Below are 20,381 nucleotides of genomic sequence, written 5' to 3'. Positions count from 1 at the left end.
CGCCGTCAATAGTCGCGCTCAAAGAACAATCCGATACCGGTATTGCCATCGTTTTCGACCGTCCCGCGCGCTTTGAGCGAGTCCGTGAGTTCAAGGTTGATCGACAACTCTGTCTCTCCGCCCCCTGTCAGCACATCCGTGTAAATCGTGTCCGTCAGATACTTGCCAGCGCGCACCGCCGCCTCGCCGTCATCGGTGGTGGTCACATCGAAATCGTCCAGCCCGAAGCCTTCCCGCAGGCTGCCCACAACCCCCGCACCGCTGCGCCCGGCCAACTCGGCCACAGCGCTCGCCAGTTGCAGAGCCTGAAATGCCGAAATCTCACTGAGGTTCCGACCAAAGAGCAGTTGCGACAGGACCTCGTCCTGTGGACCGTCCGGAACGGATGAAAAGGACACGGAGGGTTCATTTACCGGGCCATTCAAGGTGATACTGGCAGAGCCATCCTCCGTATCAGAGGTGGTTCTGAAGATGATATAGGGCACAAGATCGCCCTGGAACTGGATTGATCCCTCGTCCAGCTCAAAACGTTTGCCCAGAATATCAAGCCGCCCGCGCACCAGATCGAACTGACCGGCGGAGATGACCCGCGCGGTATTGCCGGTGATCTCCAGGCCCCCACCCAGTTCAGCATCAATCCCCCGCCCCCGGACAAAGATGCGATTGGGTGCGTTCACCTGAATGCCAAGACCATAAACGCTGCCAGCGCCATTGCCCCCCGCCGCTTCGGGCTCCGGGATCACACCGGCGCGCGCGCGCGTCGATGTGACAGCACGCGGCGCACCCAGATGCACGATGTCGGGGATTTCACCAATGCTGGTCAACCCGGTGGAGGGGACAGTGATCAGGGTCTCGCCGATGTTGATGGTGCCGTCGATGCGTGCCCCCCCGGTCAAGGGGCCTGCGACACCAATGTCCCCGCTGATCAAGGTGGAATAGAGCCGCGGGTCGGTCAGTACGACGCTGTCGAGATCGATGTCCAGATCGGCTGCGAGGCTGGTGAGGTTCAGCCCCCCGCCCACCGCGATGCGCCCGCCACCTTCGACCGCACTGGTCACATCGATCTGGGCGCGGCCTCCTGACAGATTGATATCGGTCGCCAAATCCACCAGCGCCAGCCGTAAGTTCGGGGCCGCGAAGCTGGCACCACGGGTCGTGATTGTGCCTGACACAACATCCAGTCCCGGCGCGCCCTTGGCTCGCAGGTCAAACTGCGCCTGCCCCTGCAGGCTGCGCGGCTGCAAAAACGGCTCTGAGAGGCCCAGTGGCAGGGATCCCACAATGCCCAGATCGAGCGTGCCGTCTTCAGCCACCAGACCGGCGATTTCCGCTTGCGTGCCAGCAGGCCCCTGCGCGTTGGTATCGATCTGCCAATTGCTGCCATCCCGGCGCGCATCCCCGTCGATCGAAAACGGGCCGGTGATCTTGGGAACAAACACGCCGATGTTGGGCAAAGCCGCGGAAAAGGCCACGGCGGCGTCCGGTCCCGTGGCAAGGCCCGCGACGCTGACTTCGGATTGGAACGGCCCGCCTGCGTCCACGTCCACGTTATACCCATCCGTCGTCAGCCAGACGCGCCCATTGGCATCCAGCGGGCCGTTGATTGAGGGCACCAAGGGCTGCACTTCCGGAACAGATAGCTTGAAAAGCACATCCGTTTCCGGCCCCGTCGCCCTGCCCTTCACGCTGAAGGCGCTGTCATAGGGGGCCTGTGCCAGCACATCCACGATCCACCCCTGCGCATCCTGCGTCGCCTGCGCATCCAGATTGACCGGGCCGGTATACTGCGGCAGCACCAGCGCCACATCGTTGAGGCGCGCCAGCACATTGACATCGCTGTCATCGGTTTGCAGCTTCACATCCCCGGTGACGTTGAGCGCGTCGTTGGTCAGCGAGAGGTCATCGACATAGGTGCCGGTTGCGTCGCGCCGCGCCTGCAGCGTCAGGGCGGTCAGGCCCGCCAGGACGGCATCCGCCTGCGGGACATCGACCTTCAGATCGCGGGTGGTGCCGCGGATGCTGAGATCGAACATGCTGCTGAGCGGTGTGACGTTCCCTGCCACATCAAGCCGGGCCGCACCGGCAATAGGCTGACCCGCCAACCCGGCGAAACGCGCCAGTTCTGCGGCCTGAACCGAAAGGTCCAGCTGGGTCGGGAAACCGTCCTCCAGCCCTTCGATGACGATGTCGCCCGCCAGCCCGTAATCCTCGCCCGCAAGCTCCAGCCCGATGATGCGAATGGGGTCGCCCTCGACGTAATCGATGTTTGCCTTGCCTTCGATGTTCTGTCCCAAGGCTTGCGCCGCTTCCGGATCATCCAGTTCCAGCCCCCGCGTGGTCAGATCGAGATCCCCCAGAAACCGGCCAACAGCGCCCAATTCGCCCGTCAGCGTGCCGTCCAAGGCCAGCAGCGTTTCGTCAAAACGGATGCCCTCCCGCGCAAAATCGACGATGTCGAAGTCACCCCGGAATGCATCGCCCTTGGCCGCGTCAAAATCGACGCTCAAAGCAACAGACTGCACGGTCGTCGCCACATCCGATCCCGGCAAAAGGACCGGTTGCCCATCCGCCTGCGCGATCTCGCCATCCACATCGATGAAGGTCGGCCATTGCTCGGCATTGAGCCTTACGGTCCCGGCCAATTGCACCGCCTTGGCATCAAGACCAAAGGCGGACACATCGATGGCCCCGTCGGCCGCGCGCACCGCATCCACTTGCACGCTGACCTCAGTACCAAAGAAATCGCGGGACTGCGGGGCGACCAGCGCGGTGATATCACCGCCAAGATCGGCGCGAATGCGTCTGTCAGGCGCGGCGCCTTCGGTCTCCACCGGCAGCGCGCTCAGGATCACTTGCCCCGCGACGCGGTCCTGCCCATCCGTGGCCAGCGCGATATCAGCTGTAAAATCATCGAGCGGGCCGGTACCCGCTACCGTAAGGTCGATAGAGGGCTGTCCCGGCAGGTTCATCATCCGCCCTGCGATGCCGCCGGAGGTCTCATCCAACTCGATCTGGACGTCGATCTGCGCCCCTTCGCGGGCAAAACCGCCCTTGATCACATAGGTACCTTCGGCATTGTCCACCCGGTTCGCGGTCAAATCGACGAATGCGCCCTCATCGTTCAACTGCGCGGAGGCCTGCACGCCCAGGGCCGCCGCCGCCCCCAGAATGGGTTCGCCCAGATCGATGCGGGCCACCTCGAAAAGCTGGATATCGACGGAGACCGGCAGTTCAGGCAGCGCAAACTCCGAGGCCTCGGCTGAGGGCACCTCTGTGGTTTCCTCAACCTCCGGTAGGCGCGGCAAATCTAGGGAGGCAGCGCTCAGCCGGTCCACCTCCAAGCGCCCGCGCAACAGCGCCAGCCGGCTCCAGTTCAGCCTCACATCCTCCAGCGTCAGCCAGATGCCTTCGTCATCCGCGATGGTCATACGCTCAAAGGAGGCTTCCGAGCTCAGCGCCCCGGCGAACCCGGTGATGTTGACCTCACGACCAGCCCCCGAGAGCAGATCTTCGATGGTGCGGGTCAGAAAACCACCGTCGTCTTCACCCTCCTGCGCGGCCAACCCCAGAGGGCCCGCCACAAACACCGCGAACAACCCAACTATGATCCAGCGAAAACGCATCAAAATGCCTGTCCTATGCCGATGTAAACCTGAAAGGACGATCCATCATCATCCCCCGATGTGGGCACTGCCACGTCCAGTCGGATGGGCCCGATCGGCGTGTCATACCGCAGGCCGACGCCTGCACCGCTTTGCCATTCGCCCGATCCGTCTGGAAAGGACTCATCTCCAATATAGCCCGCATCGAAGAAACCGACATAGCCCAGACTGCCCGCGCTGCGAAATCGCACCTCGGCGGACAGGCCGAGAAAGGAACGCCCGCCGACGATCTGACCGCCACCGACATCGACGCCTAGGGATTGGTAATCATGGCCGCGCACGGTATCGCCGCCGCCCGAATAAAACAGGAAATCAGCCGGTGCATCGGACAGGCTCGGCCCAAGGACGGACCCAAGCTGCCCGCGCAGGGCAAAGGTTGTCGTCCGCACGTCCCCGATGGTGCGATAAACGCGGGCATCGACGGAGGTCAGCAGCCCGTTGTCCGCGCCTTGCAGCGCATAGAAGGGCGTGAGATCCGCGTTCAGATAATAGCCCTTGCGCGCGTCCAGGATCCGGTCGCGATAATCAAAGGTGGTGCCCGCAGGCACCATGAAGAGCGTGTATTGATCATCGCCAAAGGCATCGCGCGTGTTGGCGCGGCGCAGCGCAACCCCAAGCCTGTAGGTGCGTTTGTCGGAGGCAATGCGCTCGATACCTGCTCCAATGGTCGCCTGACGGGAGAAGAAATTGATCTCATCCTGCTGCTCGACCTCTCCGAGAATATAGAGATCGGTATCTTCATTGAAGGTCGCAGGGCGCTGGTAGCGTGCGCCCAGCAGGAAGTCGGTACCGCCGGTGTCCCCGCCAATCCCCTCGATCTCCGCCTCGATGCGCAGCCGTTCTGCGCCGCCAAAGAGGTTGCGGTGCACCCAGAACGCGCTCAGCGACAGCCCTTCGATGGTCGAGATTTCCCCGCCAAACCCAAAGCGGCGTGGTTTGTCATCGGCGACCCGCGCCGTGATCCCCAGCTCATCTCCCGGCCCCACCTCCTCGGCCTCGATCATCGCGACAGAACTGAAAGTTCCCGTGCGCCGCAATCGATTTGCCGCGTCCTGCAGTTCATCCGGCGAGTAGACCGTGCCAGTGGGCAATCCCGCGATTTCCAGAATGCGTTCGGTGCGCACAGCGCTGTTGCCTGCCACTTTCAGATCCCCAAACCGCAGCCTTGGGCCCGGATCGAGCCGCAGCGTGGCATTGAGGGTCCCCTCGGCGTGTCTTGCGGTCAGGCGCTGGCTTTCCAGCTTGGCCTTGGCATGGCCCCGATCACGCCAAGCGTTCGTTGTGGCGCTGACCGTGTCGCGCAGCAGACTCAGCTTGGCGGTTTCACCAGATCTGAACCCCTCCGGCAGGGTCGTGCCGGGCGCCAAAGGGCCAACCTCTGCGGTGCCAAATCGAAACTGATTGCCGGGCGTGATGCTGATGTCTGCGCGCGAAACGCTGCTGGGTGGGGAAACGGACTTGATCGAGGAAGCCTCGCGCCCGTCCAGTTTTATGCCGATGACGGCACCGTAATACCCATAGTCGTAAAGGACGGCCAAAATACGTTTGTAATCGGCTTGCGCGATGGACACCAATTCCTGCGGCGTCATCTCCGTCTCAGCCGTGGATTGCTCAATCAGCAGTGAGCCGCCCTCGATGTCGGTGCGCAACTCTTCGCTCAGCGCCCCTTGCAGATCGACATCCAGCGCCAGCGCGGGCGTGCCCAGCAACAGCATCGACGCCGCAATCAAGGATCGGTTGCACACCCATCCCCTACTCATCCACGTTGCCTGCACATTCAACCCCCCGGTTCGGCGCCATTTTTTGTCTGGCAACAGGCGAGCCGCAAAAGCGCCAGCGACTCGCCGTTTCCCTGTTTTAGCGGGATTCGATGCGATGCTGCAAACAGGCAAACGCGGGGGTCCGGCGCCTTCGTTCACATTTAGGGAAATACACGCGGTCCGTGTTTAGACGACTGGGACAGCGCCCGACACTTCGATGTCCGTGTCCACACCCAGCGTCGCCAGCACATTGCCGTCCTGAACGTAGTTGTAAATGTCGAGCGTGTTGCCCTGACCGTCGTCCACCGGCGCACCCGCGACCTTCTGGAAACCGCCCTCGGCATCGCCCAGCAGCGTGAGCTGGTCACCCGCATCCCCGTAGATCACAGCACTTTCCGGCAGCGCCGCGTCCAGCAGCGCCTCAAGCTGGCTGTCGCCGGTGGCAGAGAGATCCACCACGTCTGCAAGTGTCAGCTCCAGCGTATTGCCAAGACCGTTTTCCATATCGATTGCTTCGATGTTGCGGATATCAAGCGACGGGATCAGATCGTCGGTCAGGTTCCCACCCACATCGATGTCCAGGATGTCGCGCCCCAATCCGCCGTCGATGACGTCGAGCCCATCTACGGACACCTCGCCCACGCGCACCACATCATCGCCAGCGCCCGCTAGCACCACATCAGCGCCGGCGCCACCATCAATCGTATCATCGCCATCAAACCCGAGGATGACGTCATCACCCGCATGGCCCTGAATGGTGTCATCTGCCTGACCACCAAAAAGCAGATCATGATCGGCAAATCCGGAGACCATCTGCGCCGTGTCCGCCTTGCCAATCACATCGCTTTTGAAAAGCTCGACCTCGGCCGTATCGCGATCACCGTCGAGGTCAAAACGTGCCGTGACACTGATCCGGTTGCTTTCGCCCAGCAGGGTATCGATGTTTTCGATGCTCGCAAGTGGCAGAGCGTAGTCGATCCCATCCACGGTCAGCGCATCGCTGGTCTCGGTTGCGATCACGCCCTTGTCGACGCCATCCACTTCCAGCGCCACATCGAGCGATATCAGGCTGGGCGAGAAGACCGGGGTCGCGGTCAGAGCAGACGCAAGATCGGCGGAGCTTTCCAGCAGCGTCGGTTCGGGGTCGATTTCCTGCAACAGGGTTGGATCGTAGCTGGCACCGATGCCGAAGGCCTGGATATCGAGGCTGAAGGCCGCATCCGGCGAGTTCTGCAGCGCATCCAGCGAGTCGCGCCAGGCCTCGCTGGTGGGCACCCCATCGGTGATAAAGAGCAGGAAGTTCGCCTCACCCACTGGCTGCGCCGCAAAGAATTCATTGGCCTCATCCAGCGCAAGATCCCACCGCGTGGTACCGCGCAGGAACGGCAGGTCGAGGATCTGTTCAGCGAGCGCGGGATCTTGCAGGCTGAAGGGCCCAATGGCGCTCGCGGCCCTGGAATAGGAGATGATCTGCACCTCTACTTCCGTATCGGACCCTTCAAATTGCTGCGCAAGTTGGGCGACGGCATCGGCAACGGCTTCTTTCTGTTCCGTCCATGCCGCAGCCCCGATGCTGCCGGAGCTGTCCATCGCGACGACGAGATTGACAGCGATCGCATCCGCGGCTTCGGCATCGATCACCAATGCCCCGGCGGCGGTGCTGTCGCTGGCATCGCCCACCACATCCACCGTGACGGAAGCCTCCCCCGCGCCCCCGCTGCTGGCCTCAACAACTGTTGTGACCCGCCCAACGGAAACACCGCCTTCCGCGTCTGTCACGGTGTAGCTGAAGCGGTCCACGCCGGCAAAACCGGCGTTGGGTGTATAGACGAAAGAGCCGTCGCCGTTGATGGTCACAACCCCGTTTTGCGGCGCATCATCCCCGGCGGCAAAGCTCAGCGCATCCTCACTGTCCACGTCACCGGCAGACAGCTGACCGGCAATCGCCTCGTTTGTGTCCGCCTCAAAGACGGTGTTGGGCGTGACCGTCGGCGCATCATTGGTGCCGGTCAGGGTTACTTCGACGATCTGCGTGGCTTCCGCCCCGAATTCGTCACGCGCCGTCGCGGTCATGGTCTCAACCACAACCTCATCTTCGGAAATTCTGTCGGCCAAGATGCTGTCAAGCTCGTAGCTCCAGGCCCCATTGGCATCGATGGCAAAGACGCCGAACACCGCCGTGGACACGCCGGTCCAGGTGATGGTCGCATCCTCGTCGACATCCTCCGCCGTCAGCTGGCCTTGGGCCTCCACCTGATCATCATCCTCGGCAAGCGCGCCGCGGGCCTGCCCCAGCGTTGTGGTGATGACGGGCGCGTCGTTCATCGGGCTCACGGTGATGGTGACCGTCGCTTCTGCGGTTTCACCATCCGGGTCAGAGACGATGACACTGAAACTGTCGGTGCCGAAAAAGTCCGAATTGGGCTGGTAGGCGTAGGTGCCGTCCTGCAACAGCACGACCTCGCCATTGGTCGGCACCTCGTTGATCGCAAAGCTCAGCAGATCGCCATCCACATCACTGGCATTGATCGAGCCGGTGAAGATGCCATCCTCCATCACCACCGCGACGCTGTCTTCGGCCTGCGGGGCGTCATTGACCGGCAGGACATTCACCACCACCGATCCTTCGATCACATTGCCGCCGGAATCGATGGCGATGTAGGTGAATGTATCCGTGCCGTTGAAATCCGGTTCCGGCACATAGTCGAACCCGCCATCCGGACGCACTACCACGGTCCCGTTTGCAGGGCCCTGATCCAGCGCGAAGACGAGGTTCCCGGCCACATCCCCGATATCGCCGCTGATGGGCGCGCTTGGGCTGGAATCCTCTAGGCCCGTGACAACAAGCACCGGGCCTTCGTCGTTGGTGTCGATGATCAGAGTGTCGTCAATGGTATCGCTGCCCTCGATGGGCTCCTCGCGCTCGACATCCGGCGGCGCTTCGATGCTGTCGATCTCGTCAATCGAATCCACTTCGAGGCTGGTCGGCGGTTGGGCCGATTGCTGATCGAAATTCGACCGGCTGCTGGTGTCTGAGAGCGTAACAAACGCCTCGCCAGCATCGAGACGGGCGGCGGCAAGGCGGAAGGCGGCAAAGGCTTCGGCGATCAACAGGTTGTCTTCGGCAGTATCCTGCAGCGTCCGGTCAACTTCGCGCGTTACGGTATTGTCGGCGGAAACGATCCATTTGGTGTTTGTGTCGGTGATGAAGGCAATCAGATTGCCGTCAATGTCGCGCAATTCCACGCGACCCTTGCCGCCATCGGGATCCGTGGTCAATGTGACCTCGGTTGTATCGACGCCACCTTCGCTGGCAATCTGAACGACCACCGTGGTGCCCCTGATCCCCATCGTGGATGAGGGCGTGTTCACATCCATCCCGCCCGTCTTGGCCACCTGCCCCGCGATAAAGACAAAACTACCCTGGATCAGGCTGAAGCTGCCAGTGTTATCATCCGCATTCGCGTCATAGATAAGCTCATCAATCACCATGCGCGATGCGGCGGCCAATGTGAAAATCGTGCCATCCACGAAGGTCACCGAAACGGCAGCATCGTCTTCGGTGGCGATCACATCGTTCTGGAAAATCTTCATCCCGACCTGAAGGGTCTCTTCGGTGCCATCCGCGCGTTGCACCGATGTGGTCCCCTCAACGGTCTCGACCTGACCGATCGGTCCAGCTTCGGCCACATCGCCGACCTGGGCATACTGACCCGGCGCAATCGGCCCCGCGAGCCGCTCCACCAGATCCCCTCGCAGGATTGCGCCATTGGGATCGCGCAGATCGACAGCCGGCTGATAGGCGAAGTAATCAGGGATACGATAACTCGCCTCGGCATCGTTGACGATGTAGAGATCCGGCCCCAGCCGGTAGAATTCACCACTGAACAGCAAGGCACTATCAGGCACCAAAATCGCCGAGGTTCCGTCACCAAATAGTGTGACAACCTCCTTCGGCTCTTCGTTTTGTGCCAAATATTGCCGAGACACCAGCCATTCCCCCAGCGATTAACTTAACTGATATTTAACCTAAAATTGAGTCCGCTTCTGTGAACGATCCCACATTCCGTCTAAATAACGCCAGAAAAAAGCCATATTTCTTCCAGCACAAAAAAAATCTCTTGATTACGTCTATTATGGAAACAAACACAGCGCAATCGTGCGACTTGATCCGTCAGCCGATTCGGTCAGAATAGCAACATCAACCCGGGGGAGCTGGTTTGTGCTGCGCTGATGGGGCAGCTTATTGTCAGCGGTCGGGTGATCACCGAAATGACGCAATGGCTATCGAAATGGTTCGGTTGGGTGCGGGTGCTCGCTTTTTTCGGTCTGCTGTGCGGATTGGCCATTCGCGTCGGTGATCCACAGCCGCTCGCGACACTGCGTAACGCCACTTTCGATCTCTACCACCAGTCCAAACCGCGCGACCTAACACCAATGCCGGTGAGCATTCTCGATGTCGATGACCGCAGCATCGAGGAAATCGGGCAATGGCCGTGGCCGCGCAGCCGCATTGCAGAGATGGTGACCCGCGCCACCGAACAGGGCGCGGTTGCCATCGGGTTCGACATCGTTTTTGCCGAGCCTGATCGCCTGTCCCCGGCACGAATTGCCCAGGACAACCCCGACCTGCCGCCCGATCTGGCCGAGGGGCTGAAGAAACTGCCCGACAATGACAGTGTTCTGGCCGCAGCTTTTGCGACCTCGCGGGTGATTGTCGGACAGGCCAGCGTGCGCACAACGGCGGGGAACCGGGCGGAAAAACGCGAAATGGCCCCCGCCGCACATGCCACAATCGGACCGGACCCAACGCCATACCTGATAAAATTCCCCGATATCGTGCAAAACCTGCCGGAGCTTGAGGCCACGGCAGCCGGGCGCGGTATGTTCAGCGCCAGACCTGACCCCGATGGCGTCTACCGGCGTGTGCCGCTGGTGATGAGCGTTCAGGGCCAGATCAGATTGGGGCTGACGCCAGAATTGCTGCGAGTGGCCACCGGCGGGCAACCCTTTGCAGTGCGTAGCAACGACGCAGGGATCGAGGGGGTTGTTCTGGCGCGCCAGTTGATCCCGACGGCGCGGGACGGCACGGTCTGGCCCTACCTTACGCCGTCGTCACGCAGCCGCTACATCTCTGCCGCCGATCTGCTCAAGGACCGGATGCCGCAAGGGCGGCTCGCAGGGCACCTGGTGCTGGTGGGCACCTCCGCCATCGGGCTTGAGGATTTCCGCGCCACGCCTCTGGGAGTAGCCATGGCCGGGGTTGAGATCCACGCACAAGTCCTTGAAAACATTATGGCCAAAACACTGTTGCTGCGGCCCAACTACACGATTGCAATTGAGCTTGTGACAACGCTGGTGCTCTGCGGTCTGGTCATCCTCTTTGCACCCAGGCTGTCCGCACGCTTGCTGATTTCATCTTCATTTGTGCTGCTGGCAGGATACGTCGGCACCTCCTACTACCTGTTCTACGACAAGCGCATCCTGCTCGACGCGTCATTTCCGGTGATCGCCACCGCGACGGCGGTGATGCTGATTTCCACGGTCAATTACCTGCGCGAAGAACGCCAGCGCCGTGAAATTCGCAGCGCCTTTGGTCAGTATGTCTCGCGGGATCTTGTCGACCAGCTGAGCCGCAATCAGGGCAAGCTGACCCTGGGGGGCGAATCCCGCCAACTGACCCTGCTCTTCAGCGACGTGCGTGGTTTCACTGCCATCGCCGAAGAGTTCCGCGACGACCCCGAGGCGCTGACGCTACTGATGAACAAGTTTCTGACCATTCTGTCCCGCGCGATCATGGAACAGAAGGGCACCATCGATAAGTTCATGGGCGACGCGGTGATGGCCTTCTGGAACGCACCGCTGGACAATGACGACCACGCGCGCGCGACCTGCCGCGCCGCCCTCAAGATGATTGCGGATGTGGACAAGTTCAACAAAGAGCGTTTGCGGGAACAGAAACGCAAACGCGTGGCACAGCGGGCCGACAAGCGCCGGCCCTGGACCAAAGTGCACAAAATCAACGTCGGCATCGGGATCAACACCGGTCAATGCGTTGTAGGGAACATGGGCAGTGACACACGGTTCGACTACACCGCATTGGGCGATCCGGTGAACGTTGCCTCCCGCCTCGAAGGACAGTCACGGTATTATGGCCTGGCGATTATTCTCGGAAACGCAACCGCCCAGGAGGTTATGAGCGAGTTTGCAGTCATGGAGCTGGATCGCGTGCGGGTGGTTGGCAAAGAGGTGCCTGAGACGATATTCGCGCTTTTGGGGGCCGAAGATCTGCGCCGAATACCATCCTTCCAGAAGGTCTTGGTCACCAACGCTGGCATGCTCAGCGCCTACAGAGAGCAGGATTGGGATCGCGCGGAAGCCCTGCTAGAGCAGTTGACAGTTGATGTGCAGCCGCTTGATCTGCAGCTAAAAGCTTATCTGGAGATGTATCGCAGCCGGATTGCGGATTTGCGCGTGGATCCCCCGGGCCCGGACTGGGATGGTGTCTTTGCCTCCACCAAGAAGTGATCAGCGCTCGCGCAGCGCCTCGCCCTGGGCTCGCAGGATCGGTTTGGCCAGATAGGACAGTACGGTTTTCTCACCGGTCTGAATGTCCACCGAAGCGATCATCCCCGGGGTGATCGGCAGCGGTTTCTCTTCGGTGCCAAGATATGATTTGTCGGTGCGCACGATCACGCGGAAAAACTCGGTACCGTCCTCGGTGGCGATAGTGTCCGCGCCGATCCGCACGACCTCTCCCTCCAGCGCCCCATAGATCACGTAATCATAGGCAGAGATTTTCACTGAAGCCGGCTCACCAGTGCTGACAAAGGCGATGTCCCGGGGGCCCAAGTCCGCCTCGATCAGCAGGCTATCGTCGATGGGCACAATTTCGACCAGCGGCGCCCCCGGCTGCACCACAGCGCCGATTGTGGTGGCGTTGACCCGGTTGATGGTCCCGCGCACCGGCGCGCGCAGTTGCGCCCGCGTCACCCGGTCATTGGCGCTGCGCAGGGTCTCCTGCACCACCGCCAATTCGAGCTGAAGCGTGGCCAGACGTTGCCGAGCGGTCAGCACATAAGCCGAGCGCGCAGCATCGATCTGGTTTTCCGCCTCGACAATCGCGGCCTGCAGCCTTGGTTCGCTGGCCTTGCTGACCGCGATGTCCCCGGTGAGTTCGGCAAAGCGCGACTGCAAGCGCAGCAGTTCGATCTCAGGGACCAAACCACGGTCAAACATGCCTTGCGTCAGCGCAATCTCGGCACGGAGTGGTTCAAGGATTGCGGTGGTGCGGTCGCGCAGCGCCTTGATCTCGTCCAACTCACTGCGGCGTTGCAACAACTGCGCCTCCAGCACCTGGATTTCGCGCCGCAACTGATCTTTGCGCGACAGGAAAACTTCCCGTTCCGCCGCTGTGGCCAGCGGGGTGCGCGCTTCCAAATCCTCTGAAAAACTCACGTCCTGCGCAAAACTTGCCTCCGCCCTCAACCGCGCAGACTCCGCCAGGATCGCCGCTTCGCGTTCCAGCAACTGGCCCCGTTCCGCGTCAAACCGCGTGTCGTCGATCTGCATCAACACATCACCCGGCGCCACAATGTCCCCTTCCCGCACGGTGATGTCGCGAATGATGCCGCCTTCCAGGCTTTGCACCACCTGCACCTGCTGGGACGGGATCACGCGCCCGATGGCGCGCGCCGTTTCCTCGATCCGATAGGTCGCGGCCCAGGCCAGAAACGCCGCCAACCCCAAGGAAATGGCCAGCAACAGTCGCCAGGGGCCGCGATCACGCACCGCCGCCTGCGCGCTGGAAATGCTGTTGGCAAATTCATCTTCGATCCGGTTTCCAAACATGCCCTACCCCTTTGCGCGCGCCGCACCCATGGTGCGCAATTTGGTCAGAACGTCATCCCGCGGCCCGTCGAGCACGACACGCCCCTGATCCATCACGATCAGGCGTCGCGCCATCGCCGCCAGAGATTGCCGGTGCGTGCAGACAATGAGCCCGGTACCGGTGAGGTTCAGCTCCTCCAAGCGTGCGATGATCTGGGTCTGCATGCGCTGATCCATCGCGTTGGTCGGCTCATCCAGAAACAGGGTCTTGGGCTGCCGCAAAAGCAAGCGCGCCAAGGCCACGCCCTGCCGCTGCCCGCCTGACAACCGCCGTCCCTGCTCGCCAATGAACATATCAAGGCCCTCCGGCGCCTCGGCCAGAAATTCATCCATCGCCGCGAAATAGAGCGCGCGCGCAATGTCCTCGTCGCTGGCAGACGGGTTGCCGATCATCAGGTTTTCGCGCAGCGTCCCGGTGAAAAGCTCCGGCGATTGCGGCAGATAGCCGATGCCGCGCCTGAGCTCCGCCGGTTCGTACTGCGTGAGTGCGATCCCGTCGATCAAAACCGATCCGCTGTCCGGCTGAATGAGCCCTGCCAGCAGCTTGCCTGTCGTGGTTTTGCCGGAGCCTACGCGCCCCAAAAGCGCCACAGCGTCCCCCGGCTTGACGTCGAAACTCAGACGATCCAACGCAGGCTTTTGCGTCTCCGGATAGCTCAGCGTCACCGCATCCACCGTGATAGCGCCCGCACTGACCCGCGCGTCACTTTTGATTGCGGGCCCCTGCTCGACCGGCAGCGCCATGAACCGGTTCAGCGCGCCGAGCGATTTGAACGCGTATTGTGCGCGGAAAATCGTCTGGGCGATGGTGCCCAGAGGCGCCAACACCCGCCCCGCAAGGATGTTGGCCGCGATCAGCCCGCCGATGGTGATGACCCCGTCAGAGACCAGAAATACGCCCCAGACAATGATCAAGACGGACACCAGTTGTTGCACCAGCATCGTGCCGTTGGTGGCCACATTCGACCAGAATTTCGTGCGCCCGTTGATCTGCGACGAGGCCGCGACGGCGGTTTCCCATTCACGTTGCATCAGCGGCTCGGCATTCAGGCTCTTGATTGTCTCGATCCCGGAAAGGGATTCGACCAGCACCACATGCCGCTTGGTGGCCATTTGCTGCGCGCGCCCGGCGCTGCGCCCAATGGGCAGTTGTGCGGCGATGGCGATGACCAGCACCACCGGCACTGCAAAAAGCGGCACTAGCGCAATCGGCCCCACGATGAAGAAGAGCGCGGCCACAAAGATGCCGATGAACAGCAGATCAATCAGGGCGACGAAGGTGGCAGAGGCAAAGAATTCGCGCACCACTTCGAAATCCCGGATGGTGCTGGCGATGCCTGCGGCCCCGCCGGGCCGGTTCAGCAGGGTAGTATCCATCGCCTGTCGGAAGAGCGTGGCAGCCACCTTGAGATCAACGCGCCGCCCGATGTTTTCCAGAATATTGGCACGCAGTGTCCGCATCACCAGATCCAGCAGCAGCGCGATGCCAACACCAATGGCAAGGGTCCAGAGCGTGACATAGGCCAGGTTCGGGATCACCTTGTCATAGACGTTCATCACAAAGAGCGGCAGCGCGAGAGACATCAGATTGAGCAGCAGCGCCGCGACCAGAACCTGCGCCCAGTTGCCCCAATTCGCCCGTACGGCGCCCCAGAACCAGTGGGGTTTCTGCGCGCCCTCCACCGCTGTTGCGGGCGACAGCATGGCACCTGCCCGGTCATCGCTGCGGGTCACCAGCATAAGGTCAGGACGGATATCCTTGCGCAATTGGCGCAGGGTGATTTCCTGAGACAGCGGCCCTTCTACGGGGTCGACAATCTGTGCAACCTTGCCCTTGTTGCCAAAGCCCTGGATGACAATCGGGTCCCCCGATTTACGCCATGCGATGAACGGCAGGGCGATGGCATCAACCGCAGCCGGATCCCGCAGGACCACCCGCGATTTCAATCCGATCGTCTCCAAGGCGCGCGCCAGATGATGCGCGTCTGAAAGGGAGGCGTCCTGCGGGATGCGCGACCGCGTGGCGGCCTCGGAGAACGGCCTGTCAAAGGCTTCAGCCATCCACTTGATGAGCGCCAACGGGCCGGGTGCCGCGTCAGATCCCGCCTGCGTCAGCGACACCGCCTCGGAGGCTGTGCCGTCATGGATGCTCATTTCAAAGGCTCGATATTGACGTTGAAAACCGCCGTAGGGTTGTCCTTGACGCGATCCTGAAACCGCGGCTCCAGGGCCAGATCGCTTTTGGCGAGCCCAAAATGATTGGCCAGCAAACTCTGCGCTGCCAGTGCCCGATACGTGCTGAATGCCAGCCCGGCCTGCGCCCCAACCGCCTCGAATTCCACATTAAACCGCGCGCGCTCCACTTCCAGCAAATCCAGCAGCGAGCGTTTCGCTGCGAGGAATTCATCCCCGTAGACCTCAACAATCAATCGATTGATCCTCAGCTGATCACTCAGCTGACGAAACCGGTCGACATTGGTGCGATAGGTGTTCCATGTGCGGGCCGCCAACTCGCGGACTTCGCGCACCGCAACCGCCAGTTCCGACATCGCGCGGCTGTTGCGTTCAGCCAATGCCTGACGCTCCGCCTGCCGCCCGCCCTGATAAACGGTCCAGCGCAGGCCGACGCCAATGGATTCGTCCGTACGGTTCCCGGACACCCCATTGCGGTTGATGTCGCGCACAACACCCGCGCCAAGTGTGAGCTGCGGATACCGGTCAGACAAGGTGACCTCCGATTGAAAGCGGGTCTGGTCAATCTGCGTCCGGGCAAATTGAACGCGATAACTGTTTTGCTCGGCCGTCGCTGACAACTGATCCAGCGATTGCGGCGGTTTGGCAAGCGGGATGCTCATGCCACCCGTTGGTGGGCGACCGATTACCCTTTGATATCGGGCATTTGCATCGCGTAATGAACGTTCCACTTCAAGCTGCGCCAGCCGCGCGGATCTAATGCGATCGTCAATCGTCAGCTCGTCGCTGTAGGGGAGCCTGCCGCCCTGAACCAGCTCTCGGACCCGCGCCCCGATCTCCTCGTGCTTGGCCACATTGCGCTTGGCGACCGCCAGAAGCTGACGGTGCCGGTAAACATCGACATAGGCTTCGGTTGCATTGAGCGCCATCGTTTCCGAGGCATCAAGCAGTCTAAAGATGCTGCCGTCGACCCGCGCGGCATTTGCATAGACCAGATTGGCGCGGCGAAAACCATCGAACAGGACAACCTCTGCCCGGACGCCCAACTGGTTCCGCGACTTGGTGCTGTCGTTGTCAATCACCGACAGTGAATTGGGATCATCAACACGCTGATAGCCCGTTTCACCCGAGATCGTCACACGCGGTTCAAATTCACCACGGAGCTGAATAAGCTCAAATGCGGAAGCGCGCATTTCTGCTTGTGATGACTTAATGACGGGGTTGGTGGTAACGGCAAAGCGCACGGCTTCGGTCAGAGATTCAGCCAATGCGGCATGTGCGAAACAGGCAAAGACCAGCTTGACACAAAACAGTCTGAACAACCGCTCCATATGTCTTTCCCCCCACAAAAAACCATTCAAATTGATTAAAACCAGTGACCTAACGTTAACGAAGTCCTGTAAAAAGGCAATCTGTCAACGAAATTGAAGCGATCAAAAGTCGCAGGGCCTGCACATTGCGACCCTCTTTCGGAGGCACGAGACCGACCATGAAACCGGCGGGGGCATCCCCAGTAAGATCTGTCAGGCGCCGCTGCTCATGGAGAGCCAGAGCCAGAGCATACCCACATAGGTCAACTGATGCAGCGCCTGATCCACCCCTGACGCGCGCCAATAAGCTGCATCCTGCGGTGTCAGGTTGAGACCCGAAGTGTGACGCCCTTTCCACCAGTCGATGTGGAAATGCACAACCCACTCCATCAATACAACCGGGACGATGAACGCCAGCGAGGCGCCAACCACGAAGAAGGCGATCAACGATCCGGCGGCATGTACGCCTGCATGAAGAAAACGCCCCAGGTGAAGATATTCATCACGCCCATCGAGCATAATCTTTGTCTGAAGGAAGTAATCCGCCAGCATATGTTTAATCTGAAAAAGGCACAGCAGACCTAAAAGCGCGCCATAACTCGTAACCAAGACATCTTCCTTTCACCCCGAACGACGCCAGACTAATGCCTCCCGGGTGGAGGTGTAAATCCAGCTATCCGCCAAAAATTGGCGTAAAAGGGGCTCGTTAACAATTAACGTCAAGTCAACAATTGACCAACACCACTTCATGATGCGCCTATATTGCGCCCCCGCGTCCCTAATCGCGGTACAAAAGCGAATGCCCGTTGGCAAAGAGATGCAGCTTGGAGGCATCCGCCGTCATCTTCAGTTGGGTACCACGAACGCCAGTGTGAATACCGGGGAGTTTTGCGATAATTGCCGCATTTTCGGGACCTGACTTGGCAAAATAAAGCTGGGTGACCTCCCCCAGCGCTTCGGTGATCTCGACCGTTCCGGCAAAAGCGTAGTTCTCGTCGTCGGTCGTCACCATGTCTTCGGGGCGGATGCCGACGTTTACCTTCATCCCCTTGTCGCTGTCGCGTGTCGGGATATTGGCGGCAATCGCCCCTGCGCCCTCATCCAGGCGCACATGCGTGACCTCACCCGTCTCAACGATCTCGCCAGCCAGCAGGTTCATCGCGGGAGACCCGATGAATTGCGCGACGAATTCGTTTTCGGGGCGTTCATAAAGCTCCAGCGGCGAGCCCACCTGCGCAATCCCCTTATTGGCCAGGACCACGATGCGGCTGGCCAGGGTCATCGCCTCGACCTGGTCGTGGGTCACGTAGATCATGGTGGAATTGGGCATGCTTTCCTTCAACTGCGCAATTTCGATCCGGGTGGCCACGCGCAGGGAGGCGTCGAGGTTCGACAGGGGCTCATCAAAAAGATAGACCTTGGGGTCGCGCACGATGGACCGACCGATGGCCACCCGCTGCCGTTGCCCGCCCGAGAGCGCCTTGGGCAAACGGTCGAGGTATTCATCCAGTTGCAGGACCTTGGCGGCGCGGCCCACCGCCTTGTCGATCTCCGATGGGGATTTCTTGGCCAGCTTCAAGGCAAAGGCCATGTTGTCGCGCACGGTCATATGCGGATAGAGCGCGTAGGACTGAAACACCATCGCGATCCCGCGTTGCGCGGGCGGCACATCGTTCATCCGGTCGCCATCGATCAGCAATTCACCTGCTGTGATCTTCTCCAGCCCCGCAATCATGCGCAGCAAGGTGGATTTGCCGCAGCCGGACGGACCCACGAAAACGATCAACTCGCCCGTCGTGATATCCAGATCAATGTTTTTAAGCACTTCCACGCCGACACCGTAGGATTTCCCCACATCCGTCAATTTCAGATTGGCCATGTCCTTGTCCCTCCCAAGACGCGGGTTAATCCTGTTTGATTGCCAGGCACGCTTGCCATGGCCCCAGGTGCAGTTTGAAATCAGGGGACGGGGTTGCCCCGCCCAATTCGTGCCCGACGGTCATCCAATCGCCCGGCGGCATGCCGTGCAGCGATGGCGTGTCGGACAGGTTGAAGGCGCAAAAGAGTGTCTGGCCTTCATGTTCGCGCGTGAATTGCAGCACATCGCCATAGGCAAAGACACCACCGTGGTCCCCCTTGACCAGCGCTGGATGTTCCTTGCGAAAGGCAATGGCGCGGCGATAGTGATGCAGGATCGCACCCGGCTCTTCTTCCTGCGCCGTCACGCAGCGGTTGAGATGATCGTGGCTGACCGGCAACCACGGGAACCCGTCGGAAAAACCGCCGTTCTGGTTGGAATGCTCCCAGACCATCGGGGTGCGGCAGCCATCGCGGCCTTTGAACTCGGGCCAGAATTGCTTGCCATAGGGGTCCTGCAGATCCTCGAAGGCGACATCCGCCTCCGGCAGGCCAAGCTCTTCGCCCTGATAGAGACAGACCGATCCGCGCAGGCACATGATCAAGGTTGCAAACATGCGCTGTGCGGCGGGCGGCAAATCCCAGCGCGAGGCATGACGTTCCACGTCGTGGTTGGAGAAGGCCCAGCACGGCCAGCCATTGCGCGCCACACGGCCCAATTCATCGAACACCGTCGCAACACGGGTCGCGTCCAGTTTGGTCTTGGCCAGGAATTCGAATGCATAGCACATATGCACCATTTCCGGCCCGCTGGTGTATTCGCCCAGCAGTTCCAGCCCGCGTTGCGCGTCCCCCACCTCGCCCACGCAGGCCGCCGCAGGGTATTCATCCAGCAGCGCCCGGAAGCGTTTCAGGAACACCAGGTTCTCCGGCTGGTTCTTGGAGTAGATGTGTTCCTGATGATTATAGGGGTTTACCGAAGGCGCGATGTTGGCGTTGCGCCGTTCGGGCGGTAGCGCGGGATTGTCGCGCAACTCCTTATCCGCGTAGTAGAAGTTGATCGTGTCGAGCCGGAAACCATCCACGCCCCGGTCCAGCCAGAAGCGGGTGGTGGCGAGGATCGCGTTCTGTACATCGTCATTGTGGAAATTCAGATCGGGCTGCTCCACAAGGAAGTTGTGCAAGTAGTATTGCTCCCGCCCCGGGTCCCACTGCCAGGCCGGACCGCCAAAGATCGACAGCCAGTTGTTGGGTGGCGTGCCATCGGGCTTGGGATCAGCCCAGACATACCAGTCTGACTTGGAATTGGTGCGGTTCAACTGGCTTTCCTGAAACCAGGGGTGCTGATCCGACGTATGGCTCAGCACCAGGTCGATCATGACCTTCAGCCCGTGTTGATGCGCGGCTTCTACCACCACGTCGAAATCCGCCAGCGTGCCGAACATCGGATCGACGTCGCAATAATCGCTGACGTCATAACCGAAATCCTTCATCGGCGAGGTGAAGAACGGGGAAATCCAAATGGCATCCACGCCCAGCGAGGCGATATAGCTCATCCGCTGCGAGATACCGATCAGATCGCCGATCCCATCACCGTTGCTGTCCTGAAAACTACGCGGATAGATCTGGTAAATCACCGCGCCACGCCACCAATCCTTGTCAATGACGGGAAGGTGGAGATGGTGTTCCATCTTTGTCATTCTTGTTTG

Annotated in this window: 10 protein-coding genes; 1 reads left to right on the top strand and 9 read right to left on the bottom strand. The window is 60.7% G+C overall.

What is annotated here, in order from left to right; translation table 11 throughout:
* Positions 1-5: 5 nt before the first annotated feature.
* The 3 genes from Q1A20_RS20130 to Q1A20_RS20120 form a co-directional block, all read right to left on the bottom strand.
* Positions 6-3,623 (bottom strand): translocation/assembly module TamB domain-containing protein, encoded by a 3,618-nt coding sequence (locus tag Q1A20_RS20130; protein ID WP_299408557.1) that lies wholly within the window; start codon positions 3,621-3,623, stop codon positions 6-8.
* Positions 3,623-5,422: an autotransporter assembly complex family protein gene (locus Q1A20_RS20125; protein WP_299918344.1), complete on the bottom strand. Its 1,800-nt coding sequence runs from the start codon at positions 5,420-5,422 to the stop codon at positions 3,623-3,625. The genes Q1A20_RS20130 and Q1A20_RS20125 overlap by 1 nt, the downstream gene beginning before the upstream one ends.
* A gap of 186 nt (positions 5,423-5,608) precedes the next feature.
* Positions 5,609-9,412, bottom strand: coding sequence for a tandem-95 repeat protein (locus Q1A20_RS20120; protein WP_299408551.1), 3,804 nt, complete (start codon positions 9,410-9,412; stop codon positions 5,609-5,611).
* Between the two features lie 243 nt (positions 9,413-9,655).
* Here Q1A20_RS20120 and Q1A20_RS20115 point away from each other — a divergent pair, with 243 nt between their 5' ends.
* On the top strand, positions 9,656-11,950 hold the full coding sequence (locus Q1A20_RS20115; protein WP_299918341.1) for a CHASE2 domain-containing protein: 2,295 nt from the start codon (positions 9,656-9,658) through the stop codon (positions 11,948-11,950).
* On the opposite strand, the gene Q1A20_RS20110 is transcribed toward Q1A20_RS20115, so the two are convergent.
* The 6 genes from Q1A20_RS20110 to Q1A20_RS20085 form a co-directional block, all read right to left on the bottom strand.
* Positions 11,951-13,273 carry an HlyD family type I secretion periplasmic adaptor subunit gene (locus Q1A20_RS20110; protein ID WP_299408546.1) on the bottom strand — a complete coding sequence of 441 codons (1,323 nt, stop codon included), beginning with the start codon at positions 13,271-13,273 and terminating at the stop codon, positions 11,951-11,953. It lies immediately after the preceding gene.
* 3 nt (positions 13,274-13,276) lie between these two features.
* Positions 13,277-15,466, bottom strand: coding sequence for a type I secretion system permease/ATPase (locus Q1A20_RS20105; protein WP_299408543.1), 2,190 nt, complete (start codon positions 15,464-15,466; stop codon positions 13,277-13,279).
* The gene (locus tag Q1A20_RS20100; RefSeq protein WP_299506332.1) at positions 15,463-16,836 is read right to left on the bottom strand and encodes a TolC family protein; all 1,374 of its coding nucleotides are present in this window, start codon (positions 16,834-16,836) and stop codon (positions 15,463-15,465) included. Before Q1A20_RS20100 ends, Q1A20_RS20105 begins: the two co-directional genes overlap by 4 nt.
* A gap of 192 nt (positions 16,837-17,028) precedes the next feature.
* Entirely contained in the window at positions 17,029-17,424 is a 396-nt protein-coding gene (locus Q1A20_RS20095; protein ID WP_298971049.1) for a DUF3307 domain-containing protein, read from the bottom strand.
* A 169-nt stretch (positions 17,425-17,593) separates the two neighbouring features.
* Complete coding sequence (locus Q1A20_RS20090) at positions 17,594-18,694, bottom strand: ABC transporter ATP-binding protein (RefSeq protein ID WP_299918338.1); 1,101 nt, start codon at positions 18,692-18,694, stop codon at positions 17,594-17,596.
* A 25-nt stretch (positions 18,695-18,719) separates the two neighbouring features.
* The gene (locus Q1A20_RS20085; protein WP_299918336.1) at positions 18,720-20,372 is read right to left on the bottom strand and encodes an alpha-amylase family glycosyl hydrolase; all 1,653 of its coding nucleotides are present in this window, start codon (positions 20,370-20,372) and stop codon (positions 18,720-18,722) included.
* Between the last annotated feature and the right edge of the window lie 9 nt (positions 20,373-20,381).

It is taken from the genome of uncultured Roseobacter sp. (assembly GCF_947501835.1).
Taxonomy (GTDB): Bacteria; Pseudomonadota; Alphaproteobacteria; order Rhodobacterales; family Rhodobacteraceae; genus Roseobacter.
Note: the sequence above shows the minus strand (reverse complement) of the source record. Positions and strands in the feature narration are given on the sequence as shown.

Excerpts from the sequence above, each read along its gene's own strand:
- Q1A20_RS20130 (WP_299408557.1), bottom strand. The coding sequence starts at position 3,623 with ATGCGTTTTCGCTGGATCATAGTTGGGTTGTTCGCGGTGTTTGTGGCG.
- Q1A20_RS20125 (WP_299918344.1), bottom strand. The coding sequence starts at position 5,422 with ATGAGTAGGGGATGGGTGTGCAACCGATCCTTGATTGCGGCGTCGATG.
- Q1A20_RS20115 (WP_299918341.1), top strand. The coding sequence starts at position 9,656 with ATGGGGCAGCTTATTGTCAGCGGTCGGGTGATCACCGAAATGACGCAA.
- Q1A20_RS20110 (WP_299408546.1), bottom strand. The coding sequence starts at position 13,273 with ATGTTTGGAAACCGGATCGAAGATGAATTTGCCAACAGCATTTCCAGC.
- Q1A20_RS20105 (WP_299408543.1), bottom strand. The coding sequence starts at position 15,466 with ATGAGCATCCATGACGGCACAGCCTCCGAGGCGGTGTCGCTGACGCAG.
- Q1A20_RS20100 (WP_299506332.1), bottom strand. The coding sequence starts at position 16,836 with ATGGAGCGGTTGTTCAGACTGTTTTGTGTCAAGCTGGTCTTTGCCTGT.
- Q1A20_RS20090 (WP_299918338.1), bottom strand. The coding sequence starts at position 18,694 with ATGGCCAATCTGAAATTGACGGATGTGGGGAAATCCTACGGTGTCGGC.
- Q1A20_RS20085 (WP_299918336.1), bottom strand. The coding sequence starts at position 20,372 with ATGACAAAGATGGAACACCATCTCCACCTTCCCGTCATTGACAAGGAT.